Consider the following 13,661-nt stretch of genomic DNA (forward strand, 5'->3'; position numbering starts at 1 on the left):
GTGATTACCTCCGGACGATGGAACGCAGCAGGCGAAGGGCTACGGACAGCGATGCCATGTCATCGCGTTCCAGGCTGTTCACTTCGGCGAACATAGCCTTCGCACGATCCAGATTAGCCTCGTTTGCCTCTTCCCACGCCGCAACACGCTCGTCGGCGGTGGCGAACTCGCCCTCGACCTCCAGCACGTTGGCGGTCATGTCGATGATCGTGGTGTACAGATCATCACGCATGGCTGCGCGGGCCAGCGCCTGCCAACGATCCGAACGCGGAAGGTTGGTTATGCGGTTGAGCAGGTTGTCCACCTGGAACATGTCGTAGAGAACGAAGTAGGTCTCGGCGACCTTGGCCACGTCGTCCTGACGGCGCTGTACCAGGTCGGCCACGTCCAGCAGTGCGTAGGATTCGAACTGGGAAGCCCACATGTTGGCGCGGCGCTCTCCGATGCCCTTCTCCAGTGCATCTGCATGCCACTGCTTGAAGCGCTCCTGGTCGTTTCCGCGCAACAGGCCCGGCAGCTCTTCGCGCAGCTGGGTGACGATTGCCTCGTAGCGTTCAACTGCCTGGTTGACCAACAGTTCCTGGTCAACGCGGTTGATGAACCAGCGCGTGGCGCGGTCCAGCAGACGGCGCATATCGTGATGCTGGCGGCCCCAGTAGTCAACGTCCGTACCGGCAGGCTGGGCGTTGATTGCCTCGAACTGTGCATCGAAGCGGTAGACCTCGCGCAGGGCGCAGAAGACCTTGGCGATCTGCACCTCGCCGGCGCCGGTTTCTTCCATGGCGCGGAACACGTAGGTGATGCCGCCGATGTTCACTACATCGTTGGCAATGACCGTAGCGATGATTTCCTTGCGCAGCGGATGCGACTGCAGCTGGGTGCCGAAGCGCTCGACCAGGCGCGGCGGGAAGTAGCGGTGCATGGTCTTGGCGAAGTATGGGTCTTCGGCCAGGTCCGATTCGGTCAGCGCGTGGGCCAACTGGATCTTTGCGTACGCTGCAAGTACCGACAGCTCGGGGGTGGTCATCGCTTCGCCGGCCAGGCGGCGCTCGTCAAGCTGCTCTGCGGTGGGCAGGAACTCAAGTTCGCGGTTCAGGTCAGCGTGCTCTTCCAACCACTGCATCAGACGCTCATAGGCTGGAGCCCAGGTCAATGCCGCGTGCTTTTCGTTCAGCAGCAGCACATTCTGGTTGAAGTTGGTCTGCAGCACCAAGTCGCCGACGGTGTCGGTCATCGAGAGCAGGAAGTCCTTGCGCTCTTCAGGATCGATGTTGCCCGCCTTGATCTGACGGTCGACGAAGATCTTGATGTTGACCTCACGGTCGGAGGTATCCACACCGGCGGAGTTGTCGATGGCGTCGGAGTTCAGCAGGATGCCCTTGCGGGCGGCTTCGATGCGGCCCAGCTGGGTCATGCCCAGGTTGCCGCCTTCGCCGACGACCTTCACACGCAGCTGATCGCCGTTGACGCGGATCGCATCATTGGCGCGGTCCCCCACCATGCCGTGGGTTTCGGCCGCAGACTTCACATAGGTGCCGATGCCGCCGTTGTAGAGCAGGTCTACCGGAGCCGACAGGATGGCCTTGAGCAGTTCGTTCGGGGACAGCGCGGTCACCGAGGCGTCAAGGCCTAGGACCTCGCGGACCTCGGGGCTGAGCGGAACCGACTTCAGGCTGCGCGAGTACACGCCGCCGCCGGAAGAAATCAGCTCTGGGTTGTAGTCGGCCCAGCTGGAGCGCGGGGTGAAGTACAGGCGCTCGCGCTCCTCGAAGGCTACGTGCGGGTTCGGGTTTGGGTCCAGGAAGATGTCGCGGTGGTCGAAGGCCGCCACCAGCTTGACGGTCTTGGTGCGGCGCAGGCCGTTGCCGAAGACGTCGCCGGACATATCACCGACGCCAACCGCGGTGAATTCTTCGCTCTGGGTGTCAAGGCCCAGCTGGAAGAAGTGGCGCTTGACCGATTCCCAGGCGCCGCGGGCGGTGATGCCCATGCCCTTGTGGTCATAGCCCACCGAGCCGCCGGAGGCGAACGCATCGCCCAGCCAGTGGCCCTTCTCCTCGGAGATGGAGTTGGCGATATCGGAGAAGCTTGCGGTGCCCTTGTCGGCTGCGACCACCAGGTAGGTGTCGTCGCCGTCGCGGCGCACAACGTTCTGCGGTGCCTGAACGTGCTCGCCGTTGTCGTCGGAGATCAGGTTGTCGGTCAGTTCCAGCAGGGTGCGGATGAAGATGCGGTAGGCTGCCTTGCCCTCTTCCATCCATGCTCCGCGGTCAACTGCAGGGTTTGGCAGCTGCTTGGCGTAGAAGCCGCCCTTCGCGCCGGTTGGCACGATCACGGAGTTCTTCACCATCTGGGCCTTGACCAGGCCGAGAACTTCGGTGCGGAAATCTTCACGTCGATCCGACCAGCGCAGGCCGCCTCGGGCCACTGCGCCGAAGCGGAAGTGGGTGCCCTCGACGCGCGGCGAGTAGACCCACAGTTCGTGCTTTGGACGTGGGAACGGTGCGAAGTCGATCTCCTCAGGTGCCAGCTTGAATGCCAGCGCCTGGTGGCCGTCCGCGTAGTAGTTGGTACGCTTGGTTGCCTCGATGACCTTCACGATGCGACGCAGCAGGGTATCGGCGTCGAGGGTCGGAACTGCTTCCAGCGCCTGCGCGATCTGTGCGTGGGCAGCCGTGCGGGCATCCTCGGACTGCTGGGCGCTCAGCTTCGGGTCGAAGGTGGCGTGGAACAGGGCGACGATACCGTGGGTGACCGCCGCGTTGTTCACCAGCGCGCTGGCGATGAAGCCGGTGGAGTTCGGCACGCCCAGCTGCAGCAGGTAGTGGGCGTAGCCGCGCAGCATGGCGACCTCTTCCCAGTCCAGTCCTTCGCGCAATACCAGGGCGTTGAGCTTGTCGGATTCTGCGGCGTTGCGGACCACTGCTGCGTAGGCAGCGGCCAGCTTGTCCTGGACTACGGCGAAGTCGATGTTTTCATCGAGCTTCAGACCCATGTCGTAGATGAAGCGCTGGCCGATACCCTCTGGGTTCAACTCATATGGACGCTCGTCGACGACCTCAAGACCCAGGTCCTGCAACACCGGCAGGATGCGCGACAGCAGCAGCGGACGGTCGACGTAGATCTTCATGCGCTTGGAGACCAGCGCGTCTTCGTCGTCGGTGCTGGGGTTGTAGAAGGAGACGACCGGGCCGGCCGCGGCGGAGGGGCCTTCCAGTTCGGACAGCAGTTCGATGTCGCTCAGTGCCTCGTCGATTTCGAACTGAACTTTGTAGGAGGCCGGGAAGGCCTCGGCCCACATGCTGCTCAGCTGGTTGGCCTCGCCGAGCTCAAGGTTGGCGCGCGCGGCGTCGACGATCGCTTCGGACCAAGAGCGCACGGCATTCGCGATGCGGTCCTCCAGTACCTTGCGGTCGACCACCGGTGCCAGGCCGTGGCGCTGCAGGCGCAGGCGGTAGAACAGACGCACCAGCGAACCCGAGCCGAGCTGTGCTTCGTATTCCACCGATTCCGCGTTGAAAGCGTTCTGCAGTTCCTGCTCGACGCGGTAGCGCACCGCGGTGGAGAAACGGTCGCGCGGGATGTAGACCATGGCGGTCACGAAACGGCCGTAGTCGTCAGTGCGCAGGAAGACCGAGGTGCGGCGGCGTTCCTGCAGGCGCAGGATGCCTAGGGCGGCTTCCGTGAGGTCTTCCACGCTGATCTGGAACATCTCATCGCGTGGGTAGGTTTCCAGGATGGTGGTGATGTCCTTGCCCGAGTGGGAGTTCGGTGCGAAGCCGGTGCTCTTGAGCACTGCGTCGACCTTTTCGCGGACCACTGGGACCGTGTTGACACTCGAGGTGTACATGCTGGAGGAGAACAAGCCGATGAAACGGCGTTCGCCGTTGACCTCGCCGTTGGCGTCGAAGCTCTTGACCCCGACGTAGTCCAGGTACACGCCGCGGTGCACCGTGGAGCGGGAGTTGGCCTTGGTGACGATCAGGGCGCGCTTGTCGCGGGCGGTGATGCGTCCACGCTTGGTCAGGTGCTGCGGGCCTTGGCTCTCAAGGTCGCGCATCAGACCCAGTCCGGAGCCGGCGTGCGGCACCAGAACGTCTTCGCCGTTCTTGGTTTCTAGGTCGTACTGGCGGTAGCCCAGGAAGGTGAACTTGTCGTCCGCCATCCATTCAAGCAGCTGTACCGCCTGGTCAAGCTCGGCAATCTGGCCGGCGTTGGCGGTCTGCGGCAGGCTTTGGGCAATTGCTCGAGCCTGGTCGAGCATCGCAGCCCAGTCGGTGACAGCAACGCGCACGTCGTTGAGCACCTTGGACAGGGTGGAGATGATCTCCTTGGCCTGCTCGTCGCTGAGTTCGCGAGCCAGCTCGACGGAGATCCACGATTCGACCTTGGTCAGCGTATCGGCAGAGGTCAGGGTGCTTAGGTCCGAAAGTGCGGCGGTGTCGCCGCTGGCCACATGCTGGGTGCTGGTGAAGCTCAGCTGTGCAATCGCGCCGGTGGTACGGTCGCGTGAAACCACGAAAGTAGGGTGGACCACCAACTGGATGGGGGCGTTGAGCTGGACCAGCGCCGCGGTGACTGAGTCCACCAAGAACGGCATGTCATCGGTGACGATGTTGACTACCGAAACACCGGCATTGCCGGTGATGGCGACGTTTGCTGTATCCGCTTCGCGTTGATAACCAATTTCCAGATGGGCGGCGACACGCGATTGGAGTTCGTCTGGCCGGTAAGCCGCAACGTCCTCCTTCGCGATCTGGCCGTAGTACTCGCTCACCAAGGATGAGGTGAGAGTCGCATCCATGAATGATTCAGACATGCTGGATTCCGACGAGTTCAAGTGAACGCCTCCAAGAACGATGTTCGATCGGCCCGCGCCGTTGCGAGCCTATAGTTTTATCCACATTACATGTTTTCAAAGACTCGTTGTTCACCGGCTCCGCTCAAATCGACGACTCGCTCCCTTTCGGGTCGAATCCGTGGATTTTATGCCAGCTAATTGCTGAATTGAGGAGCGTAATGAACTTTTTGGAGCAATTTCCAACAGTGGGCTTCCTGCCAAGATTGCAGCACTACAGACCTCATTGTCATTGGGCAAGGAACCAACGACTAAGTGCGTTGGCCCAAAGCGTTCCCAAGCCTCCATCACTCGGCGCCGAGGACTGCGCCCGGAGTTCGCTACACCAAGCTTGTTAAATACGATCTTTACCTCAATTCCAGGCACTCGATCTTCAAGTTCATCAAGAGCCCTAATGGCCCGCGGAAGTCCCACACTGTCGGCTGCCACCACCATCATTACCTCATCGGCGCACCGCAGCATTTCAACCGTCACCGCATTGCGCTGCGGCGCCATGGTGTCAAAGGTGAGCTGTTCATCAAGCTCGATGTAGGGCGCGACGTCCACGACCACCAGAGCATGGTGGGAGCGCAAGATCTGCACTGCCCGGCGCAGCGCCGCTGCACGCACTTCCGGCCACCGGCTGGCCCGCGGTATCCCCGTGGCCACCAGCATTGAGCCATCGCCGACTTCTACCGCCATGCATGCGGCGTTCAACCTCGCGGCGTCCTTGGCATTGCCGTCAACGACTCTGCAAATCTGTGCGATGGATGCCGATTCATCGATCATTCCCAGTTGGATGGCAATTGACGCCGCATAGGTGTCGGCATCGAGGATCACGACAGATTGACCTGCGACGGCTGCTTCAGCCGCATAGTTCAATGCGACCGTACTGCGTCCCGGAGAACCTGCGGCACCCCAAAAACAGATGATCCTTCCCGGCTGCCGACCCTCGGCGCCAAAGGATGTGTTTCCACTCTCCGGGGCCAACTCCGAATACGCCTCCATGCCGCGCTGTTCCTGCAGGATCGATGCTTCCAGCTCAATCATCGACATTGAATCGGCTACTTCCAGGAGCCCCGGCGTAGCATTCTCGCCTGTCGCTTCCCTGTCTCGCAGAACGACTATGGTGCGCTGCATTCTGAGGTTGTCGATCTGCTCCATTGGAGGCAGCAGGCGGCGCTCGGCAACCAGTAAAACGTCGACAGATTCGACGGTGCACACCGCAATGGCCTCTGCAGGTTCGTCGCAGATGCGGATGACGATCAGTTCACCACGATAGCTTTCAATCTCGCGAACCAGCTTCTCTTCTCGCCCTAGGACCACTACCGTCAGGCTCATTGTTGGTCCCCGGCCGGATTGTAGATCACCGTGATTCTTGAATCATTGGCCAACGACTGTAGGAAGGTTTCAAGGTCGTCCGACTCAACCAGCAATTCCAGATTTGATCCGTTGTCACCAACGATGCTGCCGGTGTGATTCACCCGCGCTGACACCTCCACCATTGAGGCCAGTTTTTCCGGTACGCCATAGGTCGCTCCGCCTCTTTGCCGCTTGGCAACCCAGACGTCAACAAAGCTTCCCGGTGTAATTGCTTCGCTCAGTCCTGAGGGCAATTCAACGTTTACCGGTCTACGAGATCCCAGTTGGCTTGTGGTAATCGAAGTTTGGGCAATCAGCTCGCCCTCCTCGATGAAGGTGTTGGCCCTTGCCTGTCCCAGATCGTCGTCATCGACCGCGAGGTAATGGCCCAGCGAGTCTCCCAGTTGTACTTCCCTTGTTTTGAGGTTCTCGTGCGTGAGCTGCTCACCAAGGGTGATGTTCGTCGCTGCAACGTAAACCAAAGTTGTTTCGTTCATCCCCCGCACCAGGTAAACGGTGCCAATCACGGAGGCGGTGATCAACGCCGCGCCGAGGGCAAGCCTTGGATCCTTCCAACTGGGACGTTTGACTCGCGCTGCGACATTCGGATGAGAATCCTTGGAATGTTGTTCACTGAGCACAACGGACACCTCCAAAATGTGGATGCATTTGAGGTGAGCCTACGACAACTTATTTCGGCGCGAAAGACTATTAGAAAATCTGTGGACTAGAAGCCCTTGGGGAGGATCACCCAGGCAACGGCGCTGAGCGGTACCATCGTTTGTTCAGTAACCGACGATGCTCTGGCGAACTCGTCACGAGGATGTATCAGAAGCACCAAGAAGTCCGCTCCCACCTGGCTCAGTGTTCCTTCAGCAATTGCTGCGCCGCTATCGTCGAATAGCTGAATCCTGGATCGATCTCGCATCAGGCTTCGCAGCAACGTCGAGAATTTGATTTTCGGGCGACCCATCCGACATCTCCTAGCTTGCTCACGGCCCGAAGGAACGCTAAGACTGCGGATGGACCGATAGCTGATCAGCCAATCTGCTTGATCGGTTTCGAAGCATAGATAGCTGTCACCCAGTGGCCCGAGGACCCCCAGTATGTCTAAACCCGGTCCCAAACGTAGCCGCAGTTCGTGGCTTATGAGTTTTTCGAGCCGCTCGGCCCACGTCTCAACTGCTTGTTCCGCCCTGATATTCTGCGTGACTTCATCGCGGAATTGCGCAGCGAATTCACCGTGGAACTGTGATTCCAAATCATCGAAGAGCGAATCCCAACGCATGAGCCAACTGTACGAGTCAAATGTTTTTGATGAAACCCTCTTCCCTAAAATTCATTTAAGTGTCACCATGTGTACCTAAGTGCATCAAATCACATCAAATTTTCTGAAATGAGTATTACAGTGATCCTGCGGCGGAAACTCTTCATAGCAGTCATTCTTGCTGTCTGCATTTCAGTGACCATCGCCGGCATCGTGCTCTGGATTGTCGACTCCCATCCGAAATTCAACCCAGAAATCTCGGTAATAGACAGCATGCTGGTTTTGCTCGCATACGCTTCGGCAGTCCTCTGCCTTCTGGCGATTCTAAAAGTAGCCCTGGTCGCACTGCTCCGCTGGGCTGTCCACCATCAGCGGATCAGATTGCTGCAGCTGGCGCACCGTTGGGCGCCTGCCCTGACACAAGGTGTCGTGGGTACTGCGTTGGGAACCTCAATTGTGCTTGCCAGTTCTTCGATGGCACACGCTGCAGCGGACCCACCCCCGGCGCCCGCAGTTTCGGCAGCCTTCAACCCTGCCACCGAGCAAGGACAGCAAAGCACACCGAATTCCATGACGCAGCTGCCCACCCCTCGATGGAGCGCACAGCCGCTGCCCGTTCAATTGCCCCGTGTGCTTGGCACACCTCAAACTCCGCGAAAGGCACCGAAAGATGTGGAGCAAGAAGTCATTGTCCGCCACGGCGACACACTGTGGAACATCGCTGAATCGCAGTTGGGCAGGCAAGCCACCATCGCGGAAATTTCAACTTTCTGGCCGAAAATCTACGAACTCAATAAACGGGCCATCGGCCCCGATCCAGACCGCCTGGAACTGGGCATAGTGCTGAAGATCCCACGACTGGTCTAGCCACCGGCCCACTGGACAGGCTCAAACGCACCGGGTCCTCGTCATCACCAACAATTTTTAGGAGCACAACCAATGAGCACCGACACCAGTTTCCGTGATCTCGTCCATTCGCTTCCCGCCGAAGGGTCAGTGCCTCCGGATTTACTGCAGCACGACGGCAGTCAGCGATGCAGGAACATTTTTGTTCAGGGCCGACATGAGACTCGCTCACCGGCTTGTATTGCGACTTCTATGGACTACATTTTCCACCGATGCGGCCAAACATTGCCGGAAAAGTTGAGCGTTGTCCGACTTTCGCACGCCGTTTCCCGTGCAGTCTTTGAAATTATTGCCGGTTACCGCAGCGTTACTCAACTCAAATTCATCATGTCCAATGACTGCATCTGCAAACTACGCAATCAGGCTTTGCTTGAAACAGACGGCTACAAACTCGCCCCCGAGCCTGGCACCACCCATGGCCAGGTTCAGTCAATGCGCTTGCGTGCCACACTTGGTGGGGCGTGGGAATGCACTGTCATCCTTGGCTTTAAATACCGCGTCCGTGCCGTGGCCCTACGAATAGAACCATGGCACGGACGGTGGCAGGTTACCGGCTTAGAAATGCTTTAGCGCTTGTTCTTCGCCTTCTTCTTGTTCTTCTTCTGCGAGTTCGAGGCCTGCTCACGTGTGGTGCTTGCGTGGCCTTCCTCGTCCGGCCCTGTGTACTGCAGGTTCGTTGCCGGTGCCGGAGCTGCTGGTGCCGCTTGGCTCGCCTCTTCGGATCCTGTTGGAACTTCCAGGTTGAACAACGTACCGATGCTCTCTTCGCGAATGCCTTCCATCATCGTTTGGAACATGGTGAAGCCTTCACGCTGGTACTCGACCAGAGGATCGCGCTGCGCCATGGCCCGCAATCCAATGCCTTCCTTGAGGTAATCCATCTCGTAGAGGTGTTCTTGCCACTTGCGGCCGATGGTGGAGAGCACGACGCGGCGTTCCAAATCGCGCAAGACCCCCGATCCAATCTGGTTTTCGCGCAGTTCGTATTGGTACTGGGCATCGGAGAGGATTTCACGCTCAAGGAACTCGGCGGTCACGTGGCCAAGTCCCCCGGCTTCTTCAATTACTTCGTTCTGAGTGATGCCAATGGGGTACAGCTGCTTGAGGTTCAGCCACAATTGCTTGAGGTCCCAGTCGTCTGGGTTGCCGACCTGTGTTGCTTCGAGAACCATCGCCTTAACCACGTCCTCAAGGAAATGCCCGACCTTTTCTTCAAGGTCGTTTCCTTCCAAGATGGCACGGCGGTCGGTGTAGATAGCTTCACGCTGGCGGTTCATCACGTCATCGTACTTCAGCACGTTCTTGCGCTGTTCAGCGTTGACGCCTTCAACCTGTGCCTGCGCGGACTCAATTGCTCGGGAGACCATCTTGGATTCCAGCGCAACATCGTCTGGCATCGACGGATTGTTCATGATGCGCTCGGCCATTCCAGAGTTGAAGCGGCGCATCAAGTCGTCGGTCATCGACAGGTAGAAACGCGATTCGCCGGGGTCGCCCTGGCGTCCGGCACGACCACGCAACTGGTTGTCGATACGGCGCGACTCGTGGCGTTCGGTGCCCAGTACATACAAGCCGCCGAGCTCTGCGACCTCCACTGCCTCGTCTGCCACGGTCTTTTTTGCCTGGGCAAAGACCTCATCCCACAGCTTGTTGTACTCTTCTGGATGGTTCTCAGCGTCGATTCCCCGGCGTTCCATTTCCGCCACTGCAAGGAATTCGGCGTTGCCACCGAGCATGATGTCGGTACCGCGTCCCGCCATATTGGTGGACACGGTAACGCCGTTCTTACGACCGGCCATAGCCACCACGGCAGCCTCGCGAGCATGCTGCTTTGCATTGAGCACCTCGTGACGGATGCCCTTTTTCGCCAGCAGGCGGGAGAGGTATTCGCTCTTCTCCACGCTGGTGGTGCCGACTAGGATCGGCTGACCGGTCTTGTGACGCGCCTCGATGTCTTCGACAACGGCGTTGAACTTGGCAATTTCGTTCTTGTAGATCAGGTCTGCCTGATCCTGGCGGATGGCAGGTCGGTTCGTCGGAATTTCGACGACGCCGAGCTTGTAGGTGCCATGGAATTCTGCTGCCTCGGTTACGGCGGTACCGGTCATGCCAGAAATCTTGTCGTACATGCGGAAGTAGTTCTGCAGCGTAATGGTTGCCAGGGTCTGATTTTCGGCCTTGATCGTTACATGTTCCTTGGCTTCAATTGCCTGGTGCATGCCTTCAGAGTAACGGCGGCCCTCAAGTGCACGGCCGGTGTGCTCGTCGACGATCATGACTTCGCCGTTGACCACGACGTAATCCTTGTCCTTTTTGAACAGTTCCTTGGCCTTGATCGCGTTGTTCAAGAATCCGATCAGCGGGGTGTTGGTCGCCTCGTAGAGGTTGTCGATGCCGAGGTAGTCCTCAACTTTTTCGATGCCTGATTCGAGCACGCCAACGGTGCGCTTCTTCTCATCAACTTCGTAGTCGTCTTCACGGTTCAGCTTTGAGACGATCTTTGCAAATTCAACGTACCAGCGGTTTACATCGCCCGACGCCTGACCGGAAATGATCAGTGGTGTTCGGGCCTCGTCGATGAGGATGGAGTCAACCTCATCGACAATGACGAAGTTGTGACCGCGCTGGACCAATTCGTCCTTGCTCCAGGCCATGTTGTCGCGCAGGTAGTCGAAACCGAACTCGTTATTGGTGCCGTAGGTGATGTCGGCGGCGTACTGCTTACGGCGCACGGCCGGGTCCATGTTGGCCAAGATGCAGCCGCAACTAAGACCAAGGAATCGGAAAACGCGTCCCATGAGGTCAGACTGGTACTGGGCGAGGAAGTCATTAGTGGTGACCACGTGCACGCCCTTGCCGGACAGTGCATTGAGGTAGGCAGGGGCGGTAGCAACGAGGGTTTTACCCTCACCGGTTCGCATTTCAGCAATATTGCCCAGGTGCAGTGCTGCACCACCCATGAGCTGTACATCAAAGTGGCGCATGCCCAGCACGCGATCGGCGGCTTCTCGGACTACCGCAAAGGCTTCCGGGAGCAGAGCATCAAGCGATTCGCCGTCGGCCAACCGAGCGCGGAACTTGTCGGTTTCAGACTTCAGTTCCTCATCGGATAGGCCGCGAATCTCGTCTTCCAACGTATTGATCGTGTCGGCGTACTTTCGAAGGACCTTGAGGGTCTTCTTATCGCCGGTACGCAGAATACGTTCTAACAATGATGCCACGTGGTAGCTCCCAATATCTCAAGCGCAGTAAATCTGGCGTATTTAGTCTACGTGAGGAAAACAGCCGGCACGGCTATTTCCTCTCCCCTGACATTGTTCTTAGGGACAACAAAAACCCGATGAACAGATGACTCACAGTTTATGCTCTACACGCTCCAGCCCCAGCCATTGGGCCATGCGAGCCAATTCCTGCGCAAGTTTGCAGTTAATTTCATCGGTTGGCTCCTGCTCGAAGTGCACAGACAGTACTCGGAGTGCACCACTTTGGCGGTCGGCCTTCAAGTCAATGCGGCCTACGAATTTCTCGCCGAGCAAAATTGGGAAGACGTAATAGCCATAGCGGCGCTTCTCGCGGGGAACGTAGATTTCGACCCGATAGTTGAAATCGAAGAACATCTGAAGCCTGCGGCGGTTGAATACCATCGAATCAAAGGGCGCCAAGAGCCGCAAATCCTGATCAATTTTCCGTGGGATCACCGTGCCCGGAAGCCGGTAGCACTGCTGCTGAATTCCCCGCACGCTCACTGCTTCAACTTTCTCGGCTCCGACCAAGTCATTCAGTTGGGCGACGACTTCGGACTGAGGCAATCTGAAGTACTCTGCTACGCAGTGTGCAGTGCCCACCCCCTGAGATTTCAATGAGCGCAGGATCAGCCGCGACAGTGCATCAGTTGATCTCGACGGTTGAGCATTGACGTGCAATACGTCGCTGGCAAGAGCGAAGCGCCGTTCAAATTGGGTGCTGCGGCCGAGGGAAAGGATCCGCCCCTGGGCAAAGAGGGATTCGGTGACAAATTTGGTGTCGTTCCAGTTCCATCCCCAGTTAGTTTTCTCGGCAACTGACGCCACATTCAGGACACTGCTCAGTTCACGTGCGGTGGTCCCCGGATGCTTCGCAAGGTAATCGAGGATCCTTTCAACCAGGTCATGATGCTCGGCTTCGAACTGATCCGAGCGGTCAATCCATCGACGACGCTGCCAGCTCATCAGGTCCGGAACCAATTCACTGCGCACATAACTAGCTTCGTGCGCCCAATACTCGGTTGTCTGACCGCGTTTTTTCGATACCAGACCGTCAAGAACGCTGGTATCGTAGCTGCCCAATCTGGCAAACAACGGCATGTAGTGGGCCCGGCTGACCACGTTGATTGAGTCGATCTGCAGTTGAGCAATTGAGTCCAACATCGAATTGATCTTGCGCGGTGTCACCGGATCAGCCGAGCGTGCCCTAGACAAAGACTGAGCGGCCAACGCCGCCCTACGAGCCTGAGACAGGCTGAGGGTGCGTTGACCGCCCGATGAAGTCAAGGTGCTAATGACTAGCCCTCGTTTGCCATGGCCTTGTCGCGGTAGCCGCGGGTTTCAGTGGTTGAAACTTCATCGGCGCTGAGCGACGCGTCAAGGGTGATGACACCGTACTGATACTGGGTGCGCCCATAGACCACCGCATGGGCCCCCGTTGATTCATCGATGAACAGGTAGAACGGGTGTCCGACGAGCTCCATGCGATCCACTGCGTCGTCGACGCTCATGACCTCGGCAGGGAATGACTTGCGGCGGATGACCACCGGTGAGTACTCACGGTTTACCTCGGCCTCTGCAGCTTCACTGGCTGCCTGTGCTGCGAGGGTCTCTTCAACCAGAGACTTCTCTGCAGGTACTACCGGCAGTGAGCTGGTGGCCTGATGAACTGCCACCGGGGTGTGGTTTCCACGGTGAACCTTGCGCTTGTCACGGGCTTTGCGCAGGCGCTCGAGGAGCTTCGCGAAGGCGACATCAAAAGCTGCAAATTTGTCGGCCCCGCGAGCTTCGGCTCGGATTGCCGGCCCACGTCCGACTACCGTCAATTCCACGGAGAGTGCTGTGCTCTGATCACGGGCATGAGCTTCCTTGACGACCTTCACATCGATGCGCTGGACCTTTGATGCCAGCTGGTCGACCTTGGTGATTTTCTCGTCAACATACTCACGGAAACGATCGGAAATGGTGATGTTACGTCCGCTGTAGTTCAGCTCCATGGTGTCCTCCAAAATAGAGTCGGGTGACACAACAGTTACGGAGTTACGCC

9 protein-coding genes are annotated in these 13,661 nt (G+C 58.3%); 2 read left to right on the forward strand and 7 right to left on the reverse strand.

Features of this window, described 5'->3' with window-relative positions:
• Positions 1 to 4: 4 nt before the first annotated feature.
• The 4 genes from RUH64_RS11715 to RUH64_RS11730 all read right to left on the reverse strand — a co-directional run bounded on the left by RUH64_RS11715 (position 5) and on the right by RUH64_RS11730 (position 7,487).
• The gene (locus RUH64_RS11715; protein WP_313813550.1) at positions 5 to 4,819 is read right to left on the reverse strand and encodes an NAD-glutamate dehydrogenase; all 4,815 of its coding nucleotides are present in this window, start codon (positions 4,817 to 4,819) and stop codon (positions 5 to 7) included.
• Between the two features lie 111 nt (positions 4,820 to 4,930).
• On the reverse strand, positions 4,931 to 6,178 hold the full coding sequence (locus RUH64_RS11720) for a chromosome partitioning protein (RefSeq protein WP_313813552.1): 1,248 nt from the start codon (positions 6,176 to 6,178) through the stop codon (positions 4,931 to 4,933).
• Positions 6,175 to 6,696, reverse strand: a complete 522-nt coding sequence (locus tag RUH64_RS11725) for a hypothetical protein (protein WP_313813553.1) — start codon at positions 6,694 to 6,696, stop codon at positions 6,175 to 6,177. The genes RUH64_RS11720 and RUH64_RS11725 overlap by 4 nt, the downstream gene beginning before the upstream one ends.
• A 230-nt stretch (positions 6,697 to 6,926) precedes the next feature.
• Positions 6,927 to 7,487 (reverse strand): hypothetical protein, encoded by a 561-nt coding sequence (locus RUH64_RS11730; protein WP_313813554.1) that lies wholly within the window; start codon positions 7,485 to 7,487, stop codon positions 6,927 to 6,929.
• Between the two features lie 108 nt (positions 7,488 to 7,595).
• On the opposite strand from RUH64_RS11730, the gene RUH64_RS11735 reads away from it, so the two are divergent.
• Complete coding sequence (locus RUH64_RS11735) at positions 7,596 to 8,333, forward strand: LysM peptidoglycan-binding domain-containing protein (RefSeq protein WP_313813556.1); 738 nt, start codon at positions 7,596 to 7,598, stop codon at positions 8,331 to 8,333.
• A gap of 72 nt (positions 8,334 to 8,405) precedes the next feature.
• Complete coding sequence (locus RUH64_RS11740) at positions 8,406 to 8,942, forward strand: Rv3235 family protein (protein WP_313813557.1); 537 nt, start codon at positions 8,406 to 8,408, stop codon at positions 8,940 to 8,942.
• Here RUH64_RS11740 and secA read toward each other — a convergent pair.
• The 3 genes from secA to hpf form a co-directional block, all read right to left on the reverse strand.
• Positions 8,939 to 11,593 carry a preprotein translocase subunit SecA gene (gene secA / locus RUH64_RS11745; protein ID WP_313813558.1) on the reverse strand — a complete coding sequence of 885 codons (2,655 nt, stop codon included), beginning with the start codon at positions 11,591 to 11,593 and terminating at the stop codon, positions 8,939 to 8,941. The two genes, RUH64_RS11740 and secA, sit on opposite strands and share 4 nt — an antisense overlap.
• Positions 11,594 to 11,725: 132 nt before the next feature.
• The gene (locus RUH64_RS11750; RefSeq protein WP_313813559.1) at positions 11,726 to 12,778 is read right to left on the reverse strand and encodes a DNA glycosylase AlkZ-like family protein; all 1,053 of its coding nucleotides are present in this window, start codon (positions 12,776 to 12,778) and stop codon (positions 11,726 to 11,728) included.
• Positions 12,779 to 12,912: 134 nt separating this feature from the next.
• Positions 12,913 to 13,611 carry a ribosome hibernation-promoting factor, HPF/YfiA family gene (gene hpf / locus RUH64_RS11755; RefSeq protein WP_313813561.1) on the reverse strand — a complete coding sequence of 233 codons (699 nt, stop codon included), beginning with the start codon at positions 13,609 to 13,611 and terminating at the stop codon, positions 12,913 to 12,915.
• Positions 13,612 to 13,661 lie beyond the last annotated feature (50 nt).

It is taken from the genome of Glutamicibacter sp. (assembly GCF_032154645.1).
In the GTDB taxonomy this organism is placed as follows: Bacteria; Actinomycetota; Actinomycetes; order Actinomycetales; family Micrococcaceae; genus Glutamicibacter.